This window comes from Burkholderia sp. AU30198 (genome assembly GCF_020419825.1).
Taxonomy (GTDB): domain Bacteria; phylum Pseudomonadota; class Gammaproteobacteria; order Burkholderiales; family Burkholderiaceae; genus Burkholderia.
Map to the genome: position 1 here is coordinate 611,921 of NZ_JAIZSA010000001.1, position 23,720 is coordinate 635,640.

The window sequence follows — 23,720 nt, forward strand, 5'->3', positions numbered from 1 at the left end:
TCCGTCGCCGGGCGCAAGCCGCCCTGCGACGGCCCGAATCGTTCCGTCGTGCGTACTGCACGACGCGTTCCCAGTCGTTTTGCAGAACCAAGCAAAGGAGTCGTGGATGTCTGCCCTGTTCGAACCGTTCAAACTCAAGGATGTCACGCTGCGCAACCGCATCGCGGTGCCGCCGATGTGCCAGTACGTCGCCGAGGACGGCGTCGTCAACGACTGGCATCACGTGCATCTGGCCGGCATCGCGCGCGGCGGCGCAGGCCTCGTGATCGCCGAGGCGACGGCCGTGTCGCCGGAAGGGCGCATCACGCCGGGCTGCGCGGGGCTGTGGAACGATGCACAGGCCGAAGCGTTCGCGCCGTCGGTCGCGGCGATCAAGGCGGCCGGTGCGGTGCCCGGCATCCAGATCGCGCACGCGGGCCGCAAGGCGAGCGCGAACCGCCCGTGGGAAGGCGACGACCATATCGCCGACGGCGATCCGCGCGGCTGGCAGACCATCGCGCCGTCGGCGGTGCCGTTCGGCGCCCACCTGCCGAAGACGCCGCGCGCCATGACGCGCGACGACATCGCACGCGTGCAGGCCGACTTCGTTGCGTCGGCGAAGCGCGCACGCGACCTGGGCTTCGAATGGCTCGAGCTGCACTTCGCGCACGGCTATCTCGGCCAGAGCTTCTTCTCGGTGCATGCGAACCAGCGTGACGACGAATACGGTGGTTCGGCCGAGAACCGCGGCCGCTTCCTCGTCGAAACGCTGGCGGCCGTCCGCAAGGTGTGGCCCGAGCATCTGCCGCTGACCGCGCGCTTCGGCGTGATCGAATACGATGGCCGCGACGAAGAGACGCTCGCCGAGTCGATCGCGCTCACGCAGCGGTTGAAGCAGGAAGGGCTCGACATGCTCAGCGTGTCGGTCGGTTTCTCGACGCCCGATGCGCAGATTCCGTGGGGCCCGGCGTTCCTCGCGCCGATCGCCGAGCGCGTGCGCCGCGAGGCCGGGCTGCCGGTGTCGTCCGCGTGGGGGATCGACACGCCGCAACTGGCGAACCGCGTGGTGGCGGAAGAGCAGCTCGATCTCGTGATGGTCGGCCGCGCGCATCTGGCCGACCCGCACTGGCCGTACTACGCGGCCAAGCAGCTCGGCGTCGAGCGTCCGTCGTGGACGCTGCCCGCGCCGTACGCGCACTGGCTCGAGCGTTACCGGACGGCCGACAAGGTGGCCTGAACGGGCGTGTCGCCGGGGCGGCGTGCGCATGAGATGCGCCGCCGATCCGGCGCCGATGGATAGAATGGCGGTTCGCGCCGGCTGGTTGCCGGCGCGAACCGCCATTTTTTTCATTTCGACAGAGGTGCCATGGGCGCACATGTCCCGTCGTCTCCTGATTCTGCCGCACGGCCGCGCACGCAGCAGATCTCCCGCGCTGTCCTGTATGCGGCGCTGCTGGTGATCGCGCTGTGGGTGATCCGCGATTTTCTTCCCGCCATCGCCTGGGCCTGCGTGATCGCCATCGCGATGTGGCCGATGCTGAAGCGCTTCGAATCCCACCGGCTGTTCCGCAACCGCCCGACGCTCATCGCGCTCGTCATCACGGCGGCGATCTCATTGCTGGTCGTGCTGCCGGTGGCCGTCGCGGCGACCCAGGCGATCGGGCAGGCGCATGACCTGCGCGAGTGGCTGCGCACGATCCAGGACAACGGCATCCCGGTGCCGGATGTGGTCGGCCGGCTGCCTTACGGCGCGGCGCAGGTGACCGAATGGTGGCAGGCCAACCTCGGCCATCCGCTGCATGCGGCCAGCGCGATGCACGGCGTCAATAGCGAGAAATTCATCGCGTTCGGCCGGCAGTTCGGTACGAAGCTCGCGCACGGGCTGCTCGAATTCGGCTTCATGCTCGTCACGCTGTTCGTGATCCTGCGCGCCGGCCACAAGCTGTCGGGCGCATTGCTGCAGGGCGCGCGGCGCGCGTTCGGGCGCAGCGGCGCGGAGCTGATCGAGCGGATGGTCGCGGCCGTGTTCGGCACGGTGACGGGGCTCGTCGTCGTCGGGCTCGGGGAGGGCGCGCTGCTCGGCATCGCGTATGCGCTGGCCGGCGTCCCGCATGCGGCGCTGCTCGGCCTCGTCACGGCGATCGCCGCGATGCTGCCGTTCTGCGCGCCGATCGTGTTCTGCGGCGCGGCGCTGTGGCTGTTCGTCCAGGGGGCGACGATGTGGGCCGTCGCGGTGGCCGTGCTCGGGTTCGTCGTCGTGTTCATCGCCGAGCACTTCGTGCGGCCGGTGTTGATCGGCAGCTCCGCGCGGCTGCCGTTCCTGCTCGTGCTGTTCGGCATCCTCGGCGGCGCCGAGACGTTCGGCCTGATCGGGTTGTTCGTCGGCCCCGCGCTGATGACGGTGCTGACGATGCTGTGGGCCGAATGGATTGCATGACGATGCGTGCCGGGGCGGCGGCATGATGCGGCGGTACGGCGGCGCGATCAGGTGCATATCGGCCGCCGCGACGGGCGACGATCTGGCTTGTGCCGTGGCATGCAATGCAGGGATCCGGATAACGTTCTCTACATTTCTTTTCGATCCGGACCCAAAGGTCGAGTAGCATGGGGCTTTTGATCACGCCGGCATGGCGCAGCAGATTTCACCAAGCATGCGATTGATTACGATGTCCCGTCCCGCAGCGACGCTGTCCCTGGCCGCCAGCTGCCTGATGTTGCACGGTTGTGCGTGGTTCGACTCGTGGCTACCGTTCTCGTACTCGCGCACGCCGCTCGCGCGGGCCGCGTCGCGGCATGGCGCGACGCGCGCCGATGTCGTCCGCGCCGGCGGCAATCCGCGCAGCGTATGGATGGTCCGCAACGGCAACGGCGTCTGCTACAACTACTTCATCGAGCACGGCAACGATCACCGCGAGTATTTCGTCGTGTTCGACAGGGCCGGCGTCGTCACGCAGCACGGTTTCGATTCCTGCATGAATGCCGACCGCAAGGGCACGCTCGCGCCGGGCAAGGCCGCTTCGCGCTAGCGCGGCGGCCTTGCCCGCCCGGCATCATGCGATCGTGTCGACCACGCCGCCGTCCACCCGCAACGCGGCGCCCGTCGTCGCCGACGCGAGCGGCGAGCACACGTAGACGACCAGGTTCGCGACTTCCTCGGGCGTCGCGGGCCGCTGGATGATCGAGCTCGAGCGGTGGTTGCGCACGAACTCCACGGCCACGTCTTCGACGCTGCGGCCGGTTTCGTCGGCCGTTTCCTTCAGCAGTGCCCGCACGCCGTCCGACATCGTCGGCCCCGGCAGCACCGAGTTGACGGTCACGTGGGTGCCGGCCGCGAGCTTCGCGAGGCCGCGTGCGATCGACAGCTGCGCGGTTTTCGTGAAGCCGTAATGAATCATGTCGACCGGGATGTTCAGGCCCGATTCCGACGAAATGAACACGATGCGACCGGCATTGCGTTCGATCATCCCCTTCAGGTAATGCCGCGCGAGGCGCACGCCGGACATCACGTTGGTCTGGAAATAGTGGTCCCACTCGGCGTCGTCGATATCGAAGAACGCCTTCAGGCCGTAGATGCCCGCATTGTTGACGAGGATGTCGGCCGCGGGCGTGTGCTGCGTGATGCGCGCGGCGCCGGCGGCATCGGACAGGTCGGCCGCGATGCCGTCAAAGCCCGCGTCGGGGACGGTCGCGCGCAGGTGCGCGAGCGCGGACTGCACCGACGCGTCGCTGCGGCCGTTGACGACGACGCGCGCGCCGGCACGCGCCAGCCCTTCGGCAATCGCGAGCCCGATACCGGCGGTGGAAGCGGTGACGACCGCGGTTTTGCCTTTCAGATCGATATGCATGAGCGTGACGGGAGAGGAATGAAGGGGAATCGCCGCGGTGCCGCGGCGGACGGAATTCAAAGCTTAGGCGAAACGGCGCGATCCGGCGTCGAAGCCGGTGATCTGGTGATCCGGCGTCGAAGCCGGCGATACGGCAATCCGGCGATACGGCGATACGGCGACACGGCGACACGCCGATACGCCGATACGCCGATACGGTTGCGCGGCGCCGCACAGTCTTGTACGGTGAGCGTTCGCCGTCTTGACCGAGAGCCCGCCGCGTGAGCCGTACCACCCATCGATCCGTCGTACCTTCGCCGTTCTGGCGTGATGCCGCGTTGCCGTTCATCGAGGCGCGCACCGTCGACGACGGGCGCTCGATCTGCTACGCGAAGCACACGCACGACACGTTTTCGGTGGGCGCGATTGTCGGCGGCACGAGCACCTACCTGAACGGCGCGACGAACGAGCACGTCGGGCGCGGCGTGCTGGTGATCATCGATCCGGAACAGGTGCATGCGTGCAATCCGTATGGCCCCGACGCGTGGGCATACCGGATGGTCTATGTCGACGTGCCGTGGCTCACGCGGCTGCAGCATTCGCTGGGCCGCAATCCGAACAGCGATTTTCACGGCTTTTCGCCGAAGTTGACCGAGCGGCACGACCTGTTCGCGCAATTTGGCAGTTTCTACCGCACGCTCGTCGCGCCCGGCATCGATCCGCTCGGCAAGGAAAGCGCGGCGGTCGAGTTCTTCACGGCGCTGCACGGCGCGCTCGATCGCGAGCTGCCCGGCCCGCGCGCCGGGGACGACAACGCGAGGCTCGCGCGCGCGGCCGACTACATCGCCGCGCATTGCCGCGAGGGTGTCACGCTCGATGCGATCTGCGCGGAGGCCGATTTGTCGCCGTCATACCTGATCCGTGCGTTCAACGCGCGTTACGGGATGACGCCGCATGCGTTCCTGATCGATCGCCGCGTGCAGTACGGCCGCACCGAGCTGCGCCGCGGCCGGCCGATCGCCGACGTCGCGCTCGACGCGGGTTTTGCCGACCAGGCGCATTTCCAGCGCGCGTTCCGGCGGATCGCGGCCGCGACGCCCGGGCAATACCGCAGCGCGACGAACTGAGCGGCGCTCGGCCTGCACCGGCCACCGCTCGTTCCCGACACGGCCTGCGTCAGATGTCGAGCAGATAAAGCGCGCTGCCGGCCAGCAGCAACGCCATCAGCCGGTTGAACATGCGCATGCGCCGCGCGTTCGCGAGCCGGTGCTGCAGCGACGCGCCCGCATACCCCCAGCACGCGATCGACGCGAAGCAGATCACGAGATACAGCGCGGCGAACTGCCAGACCTGCGCGCGGTCGCCGTCGGCCGCATACGCGCCCATCGCGGCCACGCACGCGAGCCATGCCTTCGGATTCAGCCACTGCAGCGCCGCGCCGGACGCCGCCGACGGGCCGGCCACGTCCGGGTCGGCCGACAGCCGGCCGTCATCGAGCGCGAGCCGCAGCGCCATATACAGCAGGAACGCGATTCCCGACCACTGCGTGGCCGTCGTCAGCACGGGCCAGCGCGCGAGTGCCTCGTGCAGCCCGAGGCCGATCAGCAGGAACAGCGCGACGAAGCCGAGCGTCGCGCCGGCCGCGTAGCGCAGGCTCGCGCCGAGGCCGTGGCGCGCGCCCGCACTGAGCGCGACGATGTTGACGGGACCGGGGGTGATCGACGAGGCGAGCGCGAACGCGGCCATCGAAACCAGCATGCTCATTGGAAGTCTCCATGCAAAAGATCGAAAGTCGCATCGAGACTACGGGAGCCGCATCGGCCCGTATTGAAGAAAACTGCCCTCGGCGGCGCGCGCGGCCGCCGTCAGTGCAGGGCGCGCGGCGCGTGCGCCGGCCGGGTATCGCGCAGGTCGGCCGGGCGCAGCGGGCCGCCGGCACAGGGTTGAGTCGATACCGAGAACCCGAACGTGTTGATGCCGCCCGAACAGGCGACGAATACGCTGCCGCCGTGCATTTCGGCGACGGCCTTCACGATCGACAATCCGAGCCCGTGGTTCTCCTTGCTGTTCGCACGGGCCTCCTCGAGCCGGTAGAAGCGCTCGAACACGTGCGAGCGCCGGACGGGGTCGATCGGCTCGCCGGGGTTCGCGACGGACATCTCGACGAGCGTGTCGCGCCGCACGATCGTCACGTTGACCGTCGCGCCCGGCGCCGAATGCTGGATCGCATTGATCAGCAGGTTCGTCATCGCGCGGCGGAACAGCGACGGATCGACGGCCGCGCGCGCATCGCCGTGCAGCTCGGCGCGCAACTGCGCCTCGTCGAGCGGGATTTCGAGGAAGTCGAGCATGCGCCGCACCTCGTCGGCGAGCGACACGTCCTTCAGGTCGGTCGCGCGTTCGCCGCGGTCGCTGCGCGACAGGAACAGCATGTCGTTGATGATCACGCGCAGCCGCTCGAATTCCTCGAGGTTCGATTGCAGCGTCTGCTGCATCCGCTCGACCGTGCGGTCGCGGCTGGTCAGCGCGACCTGGGTCTGGCCGATCAGGATGCTGATCGGCGTGCGCAGTTCGTGCGCAACGTCCGCGTTGAATGCCTCGAGCCGCGCGTAGGTTTGCTGGATGCGGTCGAGCGCACCGTTGAACGAGGTGGCGAGGTCGCGCAGCTCGGCCGGCAGCGCGTCGGTCTGCAGCCGCTGGCGGCGGTTCGCGAGGCTGATCGCCGATGCGTCCTGCGACAGCCGGTCGAGCGGCGCGAGCCCGAAGCGCGCGACCGCGCGGCTCAGCAGCAGCGCGATGATCGTCGCGATCGTGATCAGCCCGGCGAGCGTCCAGCCGAAGCGGCGCAGCATCCGCTGCGTGCGTTCGCACGAGCTGGCGACGACCAGCTTCAGCGTCGGCCGCTCGCCGTTGCCGGCCACCGTGACGGTTTTCGTCATCACGTCGTAGGTGCTGTGGTTCAGCGCGTATTGCTGGAACGCGCCGAACGGCGCGCCGACGGGCACGCCGTCGACGGGCTTGCCGAAGCGAAAGTCCGGATTCGGGCTGTCCACCTGGTAGCGTGTCGAGCCGTCGGGCGGTTCGAGGTCGGCGAGCTTTTCCTGCATGAGACGCCCGCGCTGGGGCGTGAGCGCATGCGACACGATCATCTCGGCGACCTTGGTGCGTGTGTCGAGCGTCGCGCGCAGCTCGGCGAACAGCTGGCGTTCCATCATCACGAACAGCCCGCAGCCCACCAGCGTGAAGACGAGCAGCGACACGATGCCGAACATCGCCGACAGCCGCTGGACGATCGAGCGTTTCATGCGGGCCTCTCGCCGTCGCCGTCCTCGCGCGCCTCGAGCACGTAGCCCATGCCGCGGATCGTGTGCAGCAGCTTGTCCGTGAACGGGCCGTCGAGTTTCGCGCGCAGGCGCTTGATGGCCGTCTCGACGACGTTCGCGTTGCTGTCGAAGTTCACGTCCCACACGAGTTCGGCGATCGTCGTCTTCGACAGCACCTCGCCGCTGCGCCGTGCGAGCACGCCGAGCAGCTGGAATTCCTGCGCGGTCAGGTCGAGGCGCGTGCCGTCGCGGGTCGCGCGGCGGCCGATCAGGTCGACCCGCAGGTCGCCGATCGAGATCAGCGTCGATTCCTGCACGCGCGCGCGGCGCGTCAGCGCGCGCAGCCGCTCGATCAGTTCGAGGAACGAGAACGGCTTGGTCAGGTAGTCGTCGGCGCCGCCGCGCAGCCCGCGCACGCGGTCGTCGACACGGTCGCGCGCGGTCAGCATGATGACGGGCGTCTGCTTCTGCGCGCGCAATGCGCGCAGCACGCCGAAGCCGTCCAGCTTCGGCAGCATCACGTCGAGCACGACCACGTCGTAGTCGAATTCGACGGCCTTCCACGCGCCGTCTTCGCCGTCGAGCGCGGTGTCGACGACCCAGCCTTCTTCGGTCAGGCCGCTCTTCAGGTATTCGACGACTTTCGGTTCGTCTTCGACGATCAGGACTTTCATGTTCGAATCCGTTGTCCGGGTAATCCGGTTAAGGGCTCGGCTGCGCCGGAGCCAGCGCCGGGGCGGCCGTGGCGACCTCGGCCGGTGCCGGGCCACCCGCAGCATGGCCATCCCAGCCGCCGCCCAGCGCCTTCGCGAGAAACACGACGAGCGCCGCGCGCTGACCCTGGATCTGCACGGCCTGCCGCTCGCTCGTCAGCAACTGCTGTTCGGCCGTCAGCACGTCGATGAACGGTGTCAGGCCGCCCGCGTAGCGATCCTGAGCGAGCGACACGAGCTTGCGCGCGTCGTCGACGGCCGCGGCGGCCTGCTGCGCCGCGTCGGCGAGCACCGACAATCCCGTGACGGCATTCTGCACCTCCTGGAACGCGGTGAGCACGGTCTGCCGGTAGCTGGCCTGCGCGGCGACATAGCCGGCCTGCGCGAAATCGACGCCGGCCTTCAGCTTGCCGCCTTCGAACAGCGGCTGGCTGAGCGACCCGCCGACCGACCACAGCAACGCCGGCACGGTGAACAGGCCCGCGAAGCGGGTCGCGTCCCAGCCGATATCGGGCGACAGCATGATGCGCGGGAAATACGCGGCGCGCGCGACGCCGATCTGCGCATTCGCGGCGGCCATCGCGCGCTCGGCCGACGCGACGTCGGGGCGCCGTTGCAGCACGTCGCTCGGCAGGCCGGTCGGCAGCGCCGGCGCGTTGATCGGCACGACGCGCGGCGCGATCGAGAACGTGGGGGCCGGCGTGCCGACCAGCGTTGCGATCGCGGTTTCGACCTGCACGCGCTGCTGGAGCAGCAACTGCGCCTGGGTGCGCGTCGCGTCGAGCTGCGCGCGCTGTTGCAGCAGATCGAGACCCGATACCGCGCCGAGGTCGTGGCGCGCGCTCACGTAGTCGAGCGCCTTCTGCTGCAGGTCGATCGAGCGCTTGACGACGTCGATCTCGGTATCGAATTCGCGCAGCGCGAAATAGCTCGACGCGAGATCGGCGGTCAGCACGAGACGCGCGTTCGCGAAATCGTCACGGGCCTGCTCGGTGGTCGCCTGCGCCGATTCGACGCTGCGGCGCACGCGGCCGAACAGGTCGAGTTCGTAGCTGACGGCCGCGCCGACCTGGATGTCGTTCTGCACGGTCGACGTGCTTTGTGTCGCGTAGTTGGTTTGCGGCCGGTCGGACGAGATCTTGAAGCGCTGGCCGCTCGCGTTCAGGCCGACGGCCGGATACTGCGCCGACGCGACCGACGCGAGCGTCGCCTTCGCCTGGTCGTAGCGCGCGGCGACGGCCTTCAGGTTCTGGTTGTTGCGCAGCGCTTCGGTTTCCAGCGCGTCGAGCTGCGGATCGCCGAACGCGGTCCACCATGCCGGGTCGAGCGGCGCGCGGGCCGGCGCGGCCGGATGCCAGTACGCGTCGGCCGGATCGAGCCGCCACGCGGCCGGCGTGTCGACGTCGGGCCGCTTGTAATCGGGGCCGACCGTACAGCCGGCGAGCGCGGCCGCGAACGCAACGGCAGTGGCGACCGACGTGGCAGCGGCGGTAGGCCGCCGGCGGATGCGCATCGCGATCACGACTTCGCCTCCGCGGCGCCGGAGGCCGGCTTCGCGGCCGGCGCCGAGACGATCACCTGGTCGCCGTTCGTGAGCGCGTCGCTCGGGTTCGTGACGAGGCGGTCGTTCGGCGTGAGCGGGCCGTCGACTTCGAGCGTCTGCCCGATCGTGCGCACGACCGTCACCTGCTTCAGGCGGACCTGGCCGTTCGCGTCGACGGTCGCGACCGTCGGGCCTTCGGCACGGAACAACAACGTATTGGCCGGCACCTGCAGGCGGCCGACCGGCGTCATCGGCAGTGTCGCCTGCACGTACGCGCCGGGCAGCAGCCGACCGTCCGGGTTCGGCAGCGTGATCTCGATCTGCAGCGAGCGCGTCGCGACGTCGATCGCCTCGGACGTGCGCGTGATCGTCCCGTCGAACGTGCGGCCCGGCAGCTCGGCCTGCGCGACGCTCACATGCTGGTCGACCTTCACTTGCTGTGCGTACGCCTGCGGCACCTGCACGTAGAGGCGCAGCCGGTCGGCCTGCACGACCGTGAACAGCGAGCGGCCCGCGTTGCCCGAGCTGACGAGATCGCCGACGTCGACGTTGCGCTGCGTGACGATCCCGTCGATCGGCGCGACGATCCGCTGGAAGCCTTTCAGCTCGGTGAGGCGGCGCATGTTCGCGTCGGCCGCCGCGAGGTTCGCGGTGCCCTGGTTGAACGCGCCTTGCCGGTCGTCGAGTTCCTGCTGCGAGACGGCATCGCGCTGGCGCAACTGCTGCGCGCGGTCGAACGACGTCTTCGCGAGGGCGAGCGCGGCTTGCGCCTGCTGGCGCTGCGCGGTGGCCTGCGCGAGTTCCTGGTTCAGCTCGGGCGTGTCGAGTTCGGCGAGCGTCTGGCCCTGCTTCACGTGCGCGCCGATGTCGGCTTGCCAGCGCAGCACGTAGCCGCTCGCGCGGGCGTAGATCGGCGCCTCGACGAAGCCGCGCAGCGTGCCGGGCAGCGTCAGCTTGCCGCCGGTGGCCGCATCGACCGGATGCACGATCGTCACGTACTGGCGCGTGTTCTGCTCGGCGACCGCGTCGAGCCGGTTGCGGTTCAGCACGTTGACGAAGACGGTGCGCGCGGCGCCGGCGGCCAGCAGCACGCCGATCACGACCAGGACGACTTTCCCGCGTCGCGATACCGACGTGCGCGTCGGCAGGTGCATGCCGTGTTCGTCCACCTGGATGCCGACGGAGCTGTGATGTTTCTCTTCCATGAATTCAACCAAATCAACCGGGTAGTGGGACGAAAGTCAGTGTCCGGCCTGGCGCGCGCGCCGGCGGGCCAGCCGCGCATGCACGCCGCCGAACACGAGCGGCACGAACAGCAAGGTCGATACGGTGGCGAACAGCAGCCCGCCGATCACCGCGCGTCCGAGTGGCGCATTCTGCTCGGCGCCTTCGCCGAGACCGAGCGCCATCGGCACCATCCCGATGATCATCGCGAGCGCCGTCATCAGCACCGGCCGGATCCGCGTCGCGCCTGCTTCCAGCGCGGCCGTGAGCGGCGGCGCGCCGGCCTCGAGACGCTGGCGCGCGAACGACACGACCAGAATACTGTTCGCGGTCGCGACGCCCACCGTCATGATCGCGCCAGTGAGCGCGGGCACGCTCAGGTGCGTGCCGGTGATGAACAGCATCCAGACGATGCCGGCGAGCGCGGCCGGCATCGCGCTGATGATGATCAGCGGGTCGAGCCACGACTGGAAATTGACGACGATCAGCAGGTAGACGAGCACGATCGCCATCGCGACGCCCGCGCCGAGGCCGATATACGACGTGCGCATCGTCTCGATCTGGCCGCGCATCGTCAGCTCGGTGCCGCGCGGCAGCGTCGCGCGCGCATCCGACACGATGCGGTCGATCTCGCCCGCGACCGCGCCGAGGTCGCGGCCTTCGACGCTCACGTACACGTCGATCGCCGGGCGGATGTTGTAGTGCGTGATCACGGCCGGGTTCGCGGTGCTGCGCACCTGCACGAGGTTGCCGAGCAGTTGCAGCGGCGCGCCCGTGCGGCCGCTTGCGGAGATCGGCGTGCCGAGCAGGTCGTCGACCGACGAGATGCTGTATTGCGGGGTCTGGATCTGCAGCGGGTACTGGACACCGGAGCGCGGGTTGATCCAGAACGACGGCGTGGTCTGAGAACTGCCGGACAGCGAGATCAGCATGTTCTGCGCGACGTTCTGCGCGGAGAGATTGAGCTGCTGCATGCGCGTACGGTCCATGTCGGCCAGCAGGGTCGGCTCGTCGTTGCGTTGCAGCACGTGCACGTCGACGGCGCCGGGGATTTGCCTGAACTTTTTCATCAGGCTGCTCGCGATAGTCATGTTACTCGCGAGATCGTTGCCGAGCACCTGCAGGTCGATCGCGGCCGGTTGGCCGAAGTTCAGGATCTGCGTGATGATGTCCGACGGCTGGAAGAAGAACTCGACGCCCGGGAAGCGCTCCGGCAGCACCGTGCGCAGCGCCTGCACGTAGTGCTGGGTCGCGCGGTGGCCGGGCTTCAGCGCGATCAGCAGTTCGCCGTCGAGCGTGCCGATCGTGCCCGCGTTGCTGTATGACAGGTTGATGCCGCTCACCGGCAGGCCGAGGTTGTCGACGATCGCGCCGAGTTCGTCCGGCGGCACGGTTTCGCGGATCACGCGCTCGACCTGGTCGGCGAGGCGTGCGGTTTCCTCGATCCGGTAGCCGGTCGGCGCGCGCATGTGCAGCCGGATGTTGCCGGAATCGGCATTCGGGAAGAAGTCGCGGCCGAGCACGAACACGAGGCCTGTCGACAGCACGCAGAGGCCGAGGAAGCACATCGCGTAGAAGCGGCGGCGCACCAGCAGGATGCTGAGCAGCACGATGTACCACGCACGCAGCCGCTCGAACGCGTTGTTGAACGCATGGTGGATGCGCGCGAAGCGCGATGTCGCGTGATCGGGGCCGGTACTTGCCTGCTGCGGGCGGAACAGCAGCATCGCGAGCGTCGGCACCAGCGTGCGCGACAGCACGTACGACGCGAGCATCGCGAACACGACGGCTTCCGCGAGCGGTACGAACAGGAAGCGCGCGACGCCCGTCAGGAAGAACATCGGCACGAACACGATGCAGATGCACAGCGTCGACACGAACGCGGGCACCGCGATCTCGCCGGCGCCTTCGAGGATCGCGTCGTGCAGGTTGGTACCGAGGTGCAGGTGCCGCTCGATGTTCTCGATCGTCACCGTCGCATCGTCCACCAGAATCCCGACCGCGAGCGCGAGCCCGCCGAGCGTCATGATGTTGATGGTCTCGCCGAGCGCGGACAGCGCGATCAGCGACGTGAAGATCGACAGCGGGATCGAGATCGCGATGATCAGCGTGCTGCGCCAGTTGCCGAGGAACAGCAGGATCATCATCGCGGTCAGCACGGCGGCGATCAGCGCCTCGTGGATCACGCCCTGGACGGCCGCGTTGACGAATACCGACTGGTCGAACAGCGGCGTGATCGTGAGCCCCTCGGGCAGGGTCGGGATCACCTTCGGCAGCAGCGTTTTCAGGTCCGACACGACCTTGAGCGTCGACGCGTCGCCGCTTTTCAGGATCGAGATGAGCACGCCGCGCTGGCCGTTCTGGCGCACGACGTTGGTCTGCGGCGCGAAGCCGTCGCGTACCGATGCCACCTCGCGCAGGTAGGTCGTCGCGCCGTTGACGGTCTGGACCGGCAGGCTGCTGATGTCGGCGATCGTATCGGCCGACGCATTCGTGTCGATCCGGTATTCGGTCTGGCCCATCTTCGCGGTGCCGGTTGGCAGCACGAGGTTCTGCGCGTTGACCGCGTTGACGATGTCGGCGGGCGTGAGCCCCTTCGCCTGCAGCGCCTGCGGATCGAGGTCGATCGCGACCACACGCGTGCGGCCGCCGTACGGGAACGGGATCTGCACGCCCGGCACCGTTATCAGCTGCGGGCGCAGGAAGTTGAGCGCGATGTCGGCGAGCGACTGTTCGCTGAGCGTCTTGCTCGACAGCCCGAGCTGGATCACCGGAATGCTCGACGCCGAATAAGTGATCACGAGCGGCGGCGTCGCGCCCTGCGGCATCTGCCGCACGATCGCCTGCGCGGACGAGACCGTTTGCGCGATCGCCGTCTGCACGTTCGCGCCCGGTTGCAGGAACACCTTCACGACCGCGATGCCGGGCAGCGACGTCGATTCGACGTGCTGGATGTTGTTGACGGTCGTCGTCAGGATCCGTTCATGCACGGACGTGATGCGGTTCGTCATCTCGGTCGCGGAGAAGCCGCTGTAATTCCAGATGACGCTGATCACGGGAATGTTGATCGCGGGCAGCACGTCGACCGGCGTGCGCATCAGCGCAAGCGGGGTGGCCAGCACGATCATGATGGCCATCACGATGAACGTGTAGGGGCGCTTGAGCGCGAGATTGACGATCCACATGGAGGCAGCGGGACAGGCGGTGATCAGGCGTGGGTAAAGGGAACCCGAATGATAGGCGTCGGCGTGGAACGGGTTACTGTCGCGAAACTGGCGGAATTGTCAGGTTGGGGCGCAGCGGCCGATTGCCGATTCAGCAGAGGAAACGCAGCGTGGCGCGACGGCCGGCAAACGGCCGCGATACCGGACGGGCACGCTGCGTCGGCGGCGATTCCGTTCATCGGCCCGCGCTCAGATCTGCTCGATCCCGACACGCGCGAGCGCCCCCAGGTCGACGACGTCGATCTGGTTGTAGGCGAGCCGCAACGCGCCGAGCTTTTCGAGCTGCTGCAGCGCCTGGTTGATCCGCTGCCGCGATACGCCGACGAGCATCCCCAGTTCCTCCTGCGAGATCGACAGCGACGGACCGGTGTCCGGGTACAGGTCGGGGTTGAACAACTGCGTGAGCGCCTGCGCGACGCGGGCGTCGACGTCCAGCAGCCGGCTGTTCTGGATCGACGCGATGAATTCGCCCATCCGGTTGTTCAACTGGTGGATCACGAAACGCGTGAACGGCAGGCTCGTGTCGAGCAGCGCGTGGAACGTGTCGACCGGCACGAACAGCACGGTCGAGCGCTGGATCGCGACGACCTCGTACTTGCGCAGCTCGCGCTTGATCACGCTGCCTTCGCCGAACCAGCCGCCCGACGGCACGCCGGAGAACGTGCAGCCGCGCCCGGACGCATTGAAGATCGCGAGCTTCAGCAGCCCGCGATGCACGCCGATCCAGTATTCCGACGGCGCGAGCCGATGGGCGATCACGTCGCCGGCCTCGCACTGCTCGACGCGCGACTGTGCGAGCACGAGCGCCTGGTGCTCGGGCGCGAGCGTACGGAACCATGCGCATTGGCCGAACAGCGTGGCCAGCGCCGGCAGCGGGCCCGGTTCGGAAAGGGCGTCGGCCGGGTGGGCGGGCGCGTCGGGCGGTGCGGCGAGAGGGTCGTGCATGGGTGCGGGTTTGCGAGGATAGGGATAACGCGCAGCGCGTGAAAGGCACTCTGTCGCTTCGATGACAGACGGCTCACAATAGCGCCCGTTAGGCTGTCGGCAATTGAACCACATCAAAACGATCCGGGGTGGCTGCACCCCGGTCGACAGGACACGGGAGACAGGATCATGACGCAGATGTTCGAGGCCGGACTCGGCCGCCGCGACGCCAATTACGTGCCGCTCACCCCGATCGACTTCCTGGTCAGGACGGCCGAAGTCTACGGCGAGCGCCTCGCGATCGTGCACGGCGACGTGCGGCGCACCTGGGGCGAGACCTACACGCGCGCGAAGCAACTGGCGAGCGCGCTCGCGCGGCTCGGCGTCGAGCGTGGCGACACGGTCGCGGCGATGCTGCCGAACATCCCGGCGATGGTCGAGGCGCACTTTGGCGTGCCGATGGCCGGCGCCGTGCTGAACACGATCAACACGCGGCTCGACGTGTCGTCGGTGCTGTTCATGCTGCGTCACGGCGAGGCGAAGGTGCTGATCGTCGATACCGAATACGCGGAGTTCGCGCATCGCGCGGCGCTCGAGGTGCCGGGCCTGAAGATCGTCAGCGTGGCCGACGCGATGCCGGCCGATCCCGCGCGCTTCGCGAGCGCGACCGACTATGAGGCGCTCGTGGCAAGCGGCGACGCCGACTATGCGTGGACGCCGCCCGCCGACGAATGGGAAGCGATCGCGCTGAACTACACGTCCGGCACGACCGGCGACCCGAAGGGCGTCGTCTATCACCATCGCGGCGCGTATCTCGCGGCGATCAGCAATATCCTCGAATGGGACATGCCGAAGCATGCCGTCTACCTGTGGACGCTGCCGATGTTCCATTGCAACGGCTGGTGCTTCCCGTGGGCCGTCGCGGCGCGCGCGGGCGTGAATGTCTGCCTGCGCAGGTTCGACGCGAAGACGGTGTTCGACCTGATCCGCCGCGAACGCATCACGCACTACTGCGGTGCGCCGATCGTGCAGAGCGCGATCGCGAACGCGCCGGCCGAATTCCGCGAAGGCATCGACCACACGGTGCACGCGATGGTCGCGGGCGCGGCGCCCGCGCCGGCCGTGATCGCGAAGATGAAGGAGATCGGCTTCGACCTGCTGCACGTGTACGGGCTGACCGAGGTCTACGGCCCGGCGACCGTGTGCGCGCAGCAGTCGCACTGGGAAGACCTGCCCGACGAGGAGCGCGCGCGGCTCAATGCGCGCCAGGGCGTGCGCTACCACCTGGAAGCGGGCGCGACGGTGCTCGATCCGGACACGATGGCGCCGGTGCCGGCCGACGGCGAGACGCTCGGCGAGATCATGTTCCGCGGCAACATCTGCATGAAGGGCTACCTGAAGAACCCGAAGGCGACCGACGAGGCATTCCACGGCGGCTGGTTCCATACCGGCGATCTCGCGGTGCTGATGCCGGACGGCTATATCCGGATCAAGGATCGCAAGAAGGACATCATCATCTCGGGCGGCGAGAACATCTCGAGCATCGAGGTCGAGGATGCGCTGTACCGGCATCCGGCGGTGGCGGTCGCGGCCGTCGTCGCGTTGCCCGACCCGAAATGGGGCGAAGTGCCGTGCGCGTTCGTCGAGCTGCGCGAAGGCGCGAGCGCGACCGAGGCGGAGATCGTCGCGCATTGCAAGCAGCTGCTCGCGGGCTTCAAGGTGCCGAAGGCCGTGCGGTTCGGCGAACTGCCGAAGACCTCGACCGGCAAGATCCAGAAATTCCAGCTGCGCAATGCGGTGGGATCGGACAAGGCGATCGATCTGGCGGGCGGCGACGTGCCGGGTAAGAAGACGCAGTAATCCGCCACGCTCGCCGGGCCGGCGGTTGCACGTCGTCGATCCGGCGGCCGTGCCGCCGGGCCGCCATCGTTCAGGTACGGATCGTCATCAGCGCGGGCAGCGCCGTCACGTCCGGCTGTTCGTCGAGATGCCACAGCCAGTCGATCGCGCGGCGCGTTTGCGCGGCCTTCCAGTAGGGCCGCACGCACTTGGCGAACTTGGTTTCGAAATCCGCGCGCGTCATCGGATGGTGCGGGAAGCCCGGCAGGTCGTCGACTTCCCGCGTGAACCTGCGCCCGTCGTCGGTCACGGCCGTCACGCGATTCGGCACGTACTGCGGAAAGCGCGCCGTCAGCGCGGGATCTTCCACGACCGTGATCCGTTCGATCAGCGCGTGCAGTTTCGGGTCGCGCAGCGCCGCCGGGGTATAGCTGGCGGTCGTGATGTCGCCGTCGAGCATCGCGCGCGCGACGATGTACGGCAGGCTGTGATCGGCCGTCTCGCTGGTTTCGGGCGCCCATTTCTGCCGGTCCTTGCCCGCGGTGACGTAGCCGACCTGCGTCGTCGCGATCTCGATGCTGCGGATCCGCCCGAGATCACCGACTTGCGCGGCAACGTCGATCGCCGCCGGAATCGACGTCTGCGTGAGCCCCTGCGCCGGGTAGAACTTCACGATGCAGTCGTTGATGCGGAAACGCCCGCCGCGCCCGCCGAACTGCGCCAGGTCGACGTCGAATGCCCCCGAGATCTGCCGGAAGAAGCCGGCGTTGCCCTCGAAGATCGGCGACGGGCCGGTCAATCCCTCGCGTGCCAGGCGCGTGGCGAAGATCGCGTTGCGCGCGGCGTCCGCATCGGCCAGCGCCTTCCAGTTCGACAGTTCCTGGATGCGCGTCTGGTTGAGGGCCATGTGCCCGTTGATTGCAAGATTCACGGCCTGCACGAGCTGCGGCCGGGTCAAGGCCATCAGCCGGCCGGTCGCGAGCGCGACGGCAGGCAGGCTGTAGCACGTGTGGTCCCAGCCGCGCGGGCTGATCGCGGCCGCGTCCATCAGGCGGCAATTGATCTCGTAGGCCAGCGCGATCGCGAGGATCAGGTCGCGGCCGCTGCCGCGCTGCGCTTCGGCCACGGCCAGGCACGGTGCGACGTTGTCGCTCGGGTGGCCGGTTTCCTTGCCCGCGTACGCGTCGTTGAGGTCGAAGTAGCGGAGCGCGGCGCCATTGGCGAAGGCGGCGAGATCGGGCGTCGTGCGTTGCGCCGTGCCGAGCAGCGTCGACGAGCCGCCGCCCGTTGCGAGCGCAACCTGTCGCGCGATGCGGACCGGCGCTTCGTCGTGGGCGGCGATCGCGCAGCCGAGCGCGTCGATGAAATGCGCCTTGACGGTCTCGATGGTGGCCGCGTCCAGATCCTCGTAACGGAGCGAGGCGGCGTAGTCGGCCAGCCGATGGGCGAGGTTGTCGGGCGACGCGGGCGTCTGCGCAGACGTGCGCAACGGCAGGGCGCCCGCGACGGCGGCGCTGGTCAGGGTGGAAAGGAAGTGGCGTCGGTTCATGTTCTGGAGCATCGGGAAGGAGTGATCGGAAAACGTGCGCACGGCAGTCGGGCGGCGCGCTAGAACAGCTTGCGCATGCCGATGGCGATGCCGAGCGAACTGCTGCGGTTGCTGGCGAGCGAATAGTTGAGGAAGCGGTAGTTGTAGTTGTCGAAATCGAGCGCGGCGCGCCATGCGTAGCCGCTGGTCAGATAGAGCGTGGTGGCTTTCGACAGCGCGTAGTTGAATTGCACCGTGATCTGCTTCGGGTTCTCGGGGTCCGGGGCCGGCTGGCCGGCCGCGGGATTCTGCTTGCCGATGTCCTCGTAATAGAACGCGCCGATCACCTGCAGCGTGGGCGAGACCTGGTAACGCGTGCCGAGCCAGTAGAAGTTGAAGCGCGTGACCACGCCGGGCGTCGTCACGTTGCCGTTCGCATGGGTGAAGCCCGCGATCAGTTGGGCCGCGCCTACCGTGTAGATCGCGGAGGCCGCATAACGCCGGAAATGGGTGATGTTCCCGGGCTGCGTGCCGTTGACGTTGTCGTAGGCGGCGGCCACCGACAGCGCGGCCCCCGTGTATTCGAAGCCGATCCCCGAGGCCGCGCCGCTGCGAAACGATCCCGGCGTGCCGCCGAACGAGTAATGCGCCTGGATCGCGACCGGCCCGTAGGTCACGCGGTACTTCGCCATGTTGTTCTCGCGGAAGTTCAGGCCGACGATCGCGCCGGCGGGCTCGTAGATCGTCGAGTACGCGATGGTCGGCGAATAGTGTTCCATCACGTCGAACAGCGTCGTGTACTGGCGGCCGAGGCGCAGCGTGCCCCACCGGTCGTTTTGCAGCCCGACCCACGCGGAACGATCGAATCCGCCGGAATTGGTGCCGTTGTTGAGGTTGATCCCGCTTTCCAGCCGGAACACGGCCTGCCAGCCGTCACCGAGCGCTTCCGAGCCCTTGATGCCCCAGCGGGAGCCGCTTTTTCCGCCCGAGCCCATCCGCACGAGCGACCCGGAGCCGCCCGACGTGGCGGCGTTCTGGTGCGTGAGGGTCTCGAGGTAGATGTCGGCGACGCCATACAGCGTCAGACTGCCCTGTGCGCTCGCGGTGGCGGAGGCCACCCCGAGGCCGCACAAGGCGAACAGCTTCTTCTTCATTGTTGTCTCCTGGTTTTTGATGTTGTTGTGTCAGTCATGCGAATCGACGGGACGGCCGGCGTGCGAGACGCGCGGCGCGCCGGCCGCAGCGGTGACGGGCGCGGCCGCGTGCCGGCCGGCGACGCACGTTCGCCGGCACGTCGCGCGCGTGAACGGGCGCTAGCGGGGCGCGGCCTGCGCGCGGCCCGACGGCGCCTGGTGCCGCGCGAGCACACGTCGTGCGCGCTCGACTGCCGGCGCGTCGATCATCTTTCCGCCGACGCGCAGCGCGCCGCGCCCATCCGTGCACGCGGCTTCGTACGCGTCGATCAGCGTCTGCGCGGCCTGAATCTCGTCGTCCGTCGGCGCGAATGCGCGGTTCAGGATCGGCACCTGCGCGGGGTGGATGCAGGTGGCGCCGGCGAATCCCATTGCCTTCGAGCGTTGCGCCATGCGGGCGAATGCGTCGAGATCGTCGAGCGAGTCGGGTGTGCCGGCGAGGCCGAGCGGCATCACGCCGGCCGCGCGCGCGGCGATGACCAGCAGCTGCTTGGGCACGTTCAACACGTCCGCGCTCGCGTCGCTCTCGCAGTGCAGCGCGAAATCGCCGCCGCCGAGCATCAGCGCCGCGATGCGCTGCGAGGCGCGGGCGATCCGCGCTCTCGCCTCGAACGCACCCGGCGTCTCGATCATCGCGATCACGCGGATCGCACCGCGCGCGACGCCATGTTCGTCTTCCAGTTCGCCGAGCAGCGCGTCGATCGCCTCGAGGTGCGATGCGCCGAGGACTTTCGGGATCGCGACGCCGCCGGCCCCGGCGGCAACCGCCGCGCGCAAGTCGTGCGGGAGCCATTGCAGCGAGCCGTTGACCCGGACCAGCACGTCGCTGCCTGCCGCCTTCAGGCGCGGCACGGCCGCCGCCAGCGCGTCGCGCGCAAGCGCCTTCCGGTCCGCCGGCACGCTGTCTTCGAGATCGAGCAGCAACGCGTCGGCGCCGCACGTCGCGGCCTTGTCGACGAAGCGCGGGACGTGGGCCGGCACGTACAGCAGCGAGCGCCATCCGGGTGCGTTGCAGGTGAGATTTTTCATGGCAATCCGTAAAAATGAAAGTGACTTTCATTTTTGTGCGGATCGTGAAGGTTCGTCAATATCGAGGTTTACCCGAAAAAACAACGGGAATATGAGGATTCGTGGATGGTGATCGATCCGTTGCCTGTTGACACGGTGAGTCACATCAATAAAAATGAAAGTCACTTTTGTTTTTGTGTGGATGTGCCCCGGTGCCGTCCGCCCCGGTTTCTCTTTGCGAGGTAGGTATGAATGCTCAGGCTGATGGCGGCGTTTCGGCCGTCAATCGCGCGTTGTCGGCGCTGCTGGCGTTTGGCGACGCGCCGAACGGATTGATGCTCGCGCAGGTCAGCGAGGCGACGGGGCTCAACATGAGCACGTTGCTGCGCCTGTTCGAATCGCTCGAGATGTTCCAGTTCGTCAAGCGCATGCCGGACGGCCGCTATGTGCTCGGGCCGGCCACCTTCCATCTCGGCATGATGTATCGCGAGTCGTTCCAGCTGCGCGAGCACGCGGTGCCGTTGCTGACGCGGCTGTCGGAGGAAACCGCCGAAACCTCGGCGTTCTACGTGCGTGACGGCGACGAGCGGGTCTGCCTGTTTCGCGCGTATGCACAGCGTGCCGTCCACACCAACGTGCGCGAAGGCGACCGTTTCCCGCTCGAGGCCGGGGCGGCCGGCCGGATCCTGCTCGCGTTCTCGGGCACGCGCGGCGGCGATTACGACAAGATCGCCGAGCAGGGCTACGCGGTGTCGATCGCGGAACGCGACCCGGAGAGTGCGGCGATCGCCTGTCCGGTATTCGGGGTGGGCCGTTCGCTCGCCGGCGCGATTTCGCTGGGCGTGCCGCGCTATCGCTTCAACAAGAAGGTGCTCGCCGATTACCTGCCGCGCGTGCAGGCCGCGGCGAGCGAACTGACCCATACGCTGGGCGGCGATCTGCCGGTGTCGGGCAGTGTGCCCGCGGCAATCGGCCCGCAGGGCGAACTGCAGGATTAATTCACCAGGAGAATCGTCATGTCGGAACCCTTGGCGCAAGCCGGAATTGAAAGCGCCAGTCACGCGGGCCGCATCGGCCCGCTCCAAGCCCGCCAGTTCGACGCTGACGCCGCCGGCCCGCTGTCGGGCGTGCGCGTGGTCGACCTGTCGCGGCTGATGGCGGGCAACATGCTGAGCGTGCAGCTCGCGGATTTCGGCGCGGACGTCATCAAGGTCGAGCCCGAGCAGGGCGATACGCTGCGTGCGGTCGGCGCGGGCGGCATCAGTACGAACTGGAAGGTGTACGGGCGCAACAAGCGCAGCGTGTGCGTCGATCTGCGCACGCCGGAAGGCATCGACATCGTGCTGGCGCTGGTGCGCGATGCCGACGTGTTCATCGAGAGCTTCAAGCCCGGCGTGCTCGAGCAGATGGGCCTCGGCCCGGACGTGCTGCTGGCGGTCCGCCCGAAGCTCGTGATCGCCCGCATTTCCGGGTGGGGGCAGACGGGGCCGTACCGCCACAAGCCCGGCTTCGGCACACTCGCGGAAGGTTACTCGGGCTTCGCGGCGATCAACGGCTTCGCCGACCGCGAGCCGGTGCTGCCGCCGATGTTTCTCGGCGACATGACGGCCGGCCTGTCGGGCGCGATCGCCGTGATGGTCGGGTTGTGGGCGCGCGACGCGAACGACGCGCCGGGCCAGGTGATCGACGTGTCGTTGTTCGAGCCGCTGCTGTCGATCCTCGGGCCGTCCGCGGCGAACTATGCGATGACCGGCAAGGTCAAGCCGCGCACGGGCAGCCGCTCCACCAACACCGCGCCGCGCAACGCCTATCGCACGCGCGACGACCGGTGGCTGTGCCTGTCGAGCTCCACGCAGACCATGGCGGAGCGCCTGTTTTGCGCGATCGGGCGGCCCGATCTCGTGGACGATCCGCGCTATCGCACCAACGTGCTGCGCGTGCAGCATGCGCAGCAACTCGACGAGATCGTCGGCGGGTTCATCGCGGCGCGCGATCTGGCCGACAACCTTGCGTTCTTCGAGGAGGCGGGCGTCACGGCCGGCCCGATCCATGATATTAGCCAGGTTGTTCAGGACCACTACGTGATAGGGCGTGAAGCGCTGGTCAACCTGCCGGACGAAGATGTCGGCACGCTGCCGATGCACAACATCGCGCCGCGCTTCTCGCATACGCCGGGCACGTTCCGGCGGCCGGCGCCGCGGCTCGGCGAAAACAATCGCGAGATCCTCGTGCCGTTGCTGGGCGAGCGCGAGTTCGCACGCCTCGCCGAACGCGGGGTGATCTGCCACGGATGACGACGGACGGGCACGCGCTTCCGCGGCCCGCGACAAACACAATCGAGGAGACCTTCGACATGAACCCGCGCTGGAACCACCGGCCGCCCGGCTCGAACTGGGGCGATTTTGGCGACGACGACCAGAAAGGGCGTCTCAACTGGCTCACGCCGCAGAAGACCCTGGAGGGCGTGCGCGAGGTGCGGGAAGGCCGCGTGTTTTCGCTCAGCCTGCCGCTCGACGTGCCGCATGGCGGCGGGCTCAACGCGCGGCGGAGGCCGCCCGCGATCATGCCCGCGCTGCTGCACGACAAACCCTACTTCGGCTATCGCGCGGACGAGCAGGTGGCGCATGCCACGGACGTCGTATGCGACGACGCGTTCTGCCTGCATTCGCAGTTCTCGACCCAATGGGACGCGCTGTCGCACGTCGGCGGCCTGTTCGACGCGGATGGCGATGGCGAAGCGGAAGCCGTGTTCTACAACGGCTTCCGGATGGGCGAGCACGTGCGGGTACCCGAGGCCGGCGCGCAGGTGGGCGGCGCTCGCGCGCTCGGCATCGAGCACATGGCCGCGAGCGGCGTGCAGGGGCGCGGCGTGATGATCGACCTGCGGCATCATTTCGGCGATGCGCGTCGCAAGGTCGGGTATGACGATCTCATGGCGGTGATGCGCGCCGACGACGTCGTCGTCGAGCGCGGCGACATCGTCTGCCTGCATACCGGTTTCGCCGACCTGCTGCTCGAAGCCGAGGTGCCGGGCCACGCGCTGGACGTGCACGCCGCCTGCTGCGTGCTCGACGGCGACGATCCGCGCCTGCTCGAATGGATCGACGTGTCCGGGCTCGCCGCCCTGGTCGCGGACAACCACGCGGTCGAAGAGCGTCCGCGATCGCCCCTGCCGCGTACCGAACGCGGGCCGCTGATGCCGCTGCACGCGCTGTGCCTCTTCAAGCTCGGCATCCATCTCGGCGAGCTGTGGCACCTCACGCCGCTCGCGCGCTGGCTGCGCGAACACCGGCGCAACCGCTTCCTGCTGACGGCGCCGCCACTGCATCTGCGCGGCCTCGTCGGCTCACCGGTCAATCCGGTCGCGACCGTCTGAACGCGGCGCGACACCCCGCATT

19 protein-coding genes are annotated in these 23,720 nt (G+C 68.3%); 8 read left to right on the forward strand and 11 right to left on the reverse strand.

What is annotated here, in order from left to right; genetic code table 11:
* Positions 1-106: 106 nt before the first annotated feature.
* The 3 genes from LGN19_RS02665 (at position 107) to LGN19_RS02675 (ending at position 3,005) form a co-directional block, all read left to right on the forward strand.
* Positions 107-1,216, forward strand: coding sequence for an NADH:flavin oxidoreductase/NADH oxidase (locus tag LGN19_RS02665; RefSeq protein WP_011355338.1), 1,110 nt, complete (start codon positions 107-109; stop codon positions 1,214-1,216).
* Positions 1,217-1,345: 129 nt separating this feature from the next.
* Positions 1,346-2,416: an AI-2E family transporter gene (locus LGN19_RS02670; RefSeq protein WP_122946923.1), complete on the forward strand. Its 1,071-nt coding sequence runs from the start codon at positions 1,346-1,348 to the stop codon at positions 2,414-2,416.
* 214 nt (positions 2,417-2,630) lie between these two features.
* Positions 2,631-3,005: a hypothetical protein gene (locus tag LGN19_RS02675; RefSeq protein WP_122946924.1), complete on the forward strand. Its 375-nt coding sequence runs from the start codon at positions 2,631-2,633 to the stop codon at positions 3,003-3,005.
* Between the two features lie 24 nt (positions 3,006-3,029).
* On the opposite strand, the gene LGN19_RS02680 is transcribed toward LGN19_RS02675, so the two are convergent.
* Positions 3,030-3,824: an SDR family NAD(P)-dependent oxidoreductase gene (locus LGN19_RS02680; protein ID WP_226213147.1), complete on the reverse strand. Its 795-nt coding sequence runs from the start codon at positions 3,822-3,824 to the stop codon at positions 3,030-3,032.
* Between the two features lie 260 nt (positions 3,825-4,084).
* On the opposite strand from LGN19_RS02680, the gene LGN19_RS02685 reads away from it, so the two are divergent.
* Positions 4,085-4,930 (forward strand): AraC family transcriptional regulator, encoded by an 846-nt coding sequence (locus tag LGN19_RS02685; protein ID WP_226213148.1) that lies wholly within the window; start codon positions 4,085-4,087, stop codon positions 4,928-4,930.
* A gap of 49 nt (positions 4,931-4,979) precedes the next feature.
* Here LGN19_RS02685 and LGN19_RS02690 read toward each other — a convergent pair whose 3' ends face one another.
* From LGN19_RS02690 to LGN19_RS02720, 7 genes are all read right to left on the reverse strand, one after another.
* On the reverse strand, positions 4,980-5,567 hold the full coding sequence (locus tag LGN19_RS02690) for a LysE family translocator (RefSeq protein ID WP_122946927.1): 588 nt from the start codon (positions 5,565-5,567) through the stop codon (positions 4,980-4,982).
* A gap of 101 nt (positions 5,568-5,668) precedes the next feature.
* Positions 5,669-7,108, reverse strand: a complete 1,440-nt coding sequence (locus tag LGN19_RS02695) for a heavy metal sensor histidine kinase (RefSeq protein WP_226213149.1) — start codon at positions 7,106-7,108, stop codon at positions 5,669-5,671.
* Complete coding sequence (locus LGN19_RS02700; RefSeq protein ID WP_089453057.1) at positions 7,105-7,800, reverse strand: heavy metal response regulator transcription factor; 696 nt, start codon at positions 7,798-7,800, stop codon at positions 7,105-7,107. Before LGN19_RS02700 ends, LGN19_RS02695 begins: the two co-directional genes overlap by 4 nt.
* Positions 7,801-7,828: 28 nt before the next feature.
* Positions 7,829-9,352 carry an efflux transporter outer membrane subunit gene (locus tag LGN19_RS02705; protein ID WP_226213511.1) on the reverse strand — a complete coding sequence of 508 codons (1,524 nt, stop codon included), beginning with the start codon at positions 9,350-9,352 and terminating at the stop codon, positions 7,829-7,831.
* A 5-nt stretch (positions 9,353-9,357) separates the two neighbouring features.
* Entirely contained in the window at positions 9,358-10,587 is a 1,230-nt protein-coding gene (locus LGN19_RS02710) for an efflux RND transporter periplasmic adaptor subunit (RefSeq protein WP_226213150.1), read from the reverse strand.
* 36 nt (positions 10,588-10,623) lie between these two features.
* A complete protein-coding gene (locus tag LGN19_RS02715; RefSeq protein WP_226213151.1) occupies positions 10,624-13,791 on the reverse strand; it encodes an efflux RND transporter permease subunit in 3,168 nt (1,055 codons plus the stop codon).
* Positions 13,792-14,019: 228 nt separating this feature from the next.
* Positions 14,020-14,775: a Crp/Fnr family transcriptional regulator gene (locus LGN19_RS02720; RefSeq protein ID WP_226213152.1), complete on the reverse strand. Its 756-nt coding sequence runs from the start codon at positions 14,773-14,775 to the stop codon at positions 14,020-14,022.
* 168 nt (positions 14,776-14,943) lie between these two features.
* Between LGN19_RS02720 and LGN19_RS02725 the strand changes: the two genes are divergently transcribed.
* Positions 14,944-16,614: an acyl-CoA synthetase gene (locus LGN19_RS02725; protein ID WP_226213153.1), complete on the forward strand. Its 1,671-nt coding sequence runs from the start codon at positions 14,944-14,946 to the stop codon at positions 16,612-16,614.
* Between the two features lie 70 nt (positions 16,615-16,684).
* Here the strand turns inward: LGN19_RS02725 and LGN19_RS02730 are convergent, their stop codons facing one another.
* From LGN19_RS02730 to LGN19_RS02740, 3 genes are all read right to left on the reverse strand, one after another.
* Positions 16,685-18,142, reverse strand: a complete 1,458-nt coding sequence (locus tag LGN19_RS02730) for an MmgE/PrpD family protein (RefSeq protein WP_226213154.1) — start codon at positions 18,140-18,142, stop codon at positions 16,685-16,687.
* A gap of 59 nt (positions 18,143-18,201) precedes the next feature.
* The gene (locus tag LGN19_RS02735) at positions 18,202-19,275 is read right to left on the reverse strand and encodes a porin (protein ID WP_226213155.1); all 1,074 of its coding nucleotides are present in this window, start codon (positions 19,273-19,275) and stop codon (positions 18,202-18,204) included.
* A 159-nt stretch (positions 19,276-19,434) separates the two neighbouring features.
* On the reverse strand, positions 19,435-20,343 hold the full coding sequence (locus LGN19_RS02740; protein ID WP_226213156.1) for an HpcH/HpaI aldolase/citrate lyase family protein: 909 nt from the start codon (positions 20,341-20,343) through the stop codon (positions 19,435-19,437).
* Positions 20,344-20,570: 227 nt separating this feature from the next.
* Here LGN19_RS02740 and LGN19_RS02745 point away from each other — a divergent pair, with 227 nt between their 5' ends.
* Genes LGN19_RS02745 through LGN19_RS02755 form a run of 3 tightly spaced genes read left to right on the forward strand, consistent with a single transcriptional unit; the run spans position 20,571 to position 23,698 of the window.
* Positions 20,571-21,320, forward strand: a complete 750-nt coding sequence (locus LGN19_RS02745; protein WP_122946936.1) for an IclR family transcriptional regulator — start codon at positions 20,571-20,573, stop codon at positions 21,318-21,320.
* A gap of 18 nt (positions 21,321-21,338) precedes the next feature.
* A complete protein-coding gene (locus tag LGN19_RS02750; RefSeq protein WP_226213157.1) occupies positions 21,339-22,616 on the forward strand; it encodes a CaiB/BaiF CoA transferase family protein in 1,278 nt (425 codons plus the stop codon).
* Positions 22,617-22,675: 59 nt separating this feature from the next.
* Positions 22,676-23,698, forward strand: coding sequence for a cyclase family protein (locus LGN19_RS02755; RefSeq protein WP_122949507.1), 1,023 nt, complete (start codon positions 22,676-22,678; stop codon positions 23,696-23,698).
* Positions 23,699-23,720 lie beyond the last annotated feature (22 nt).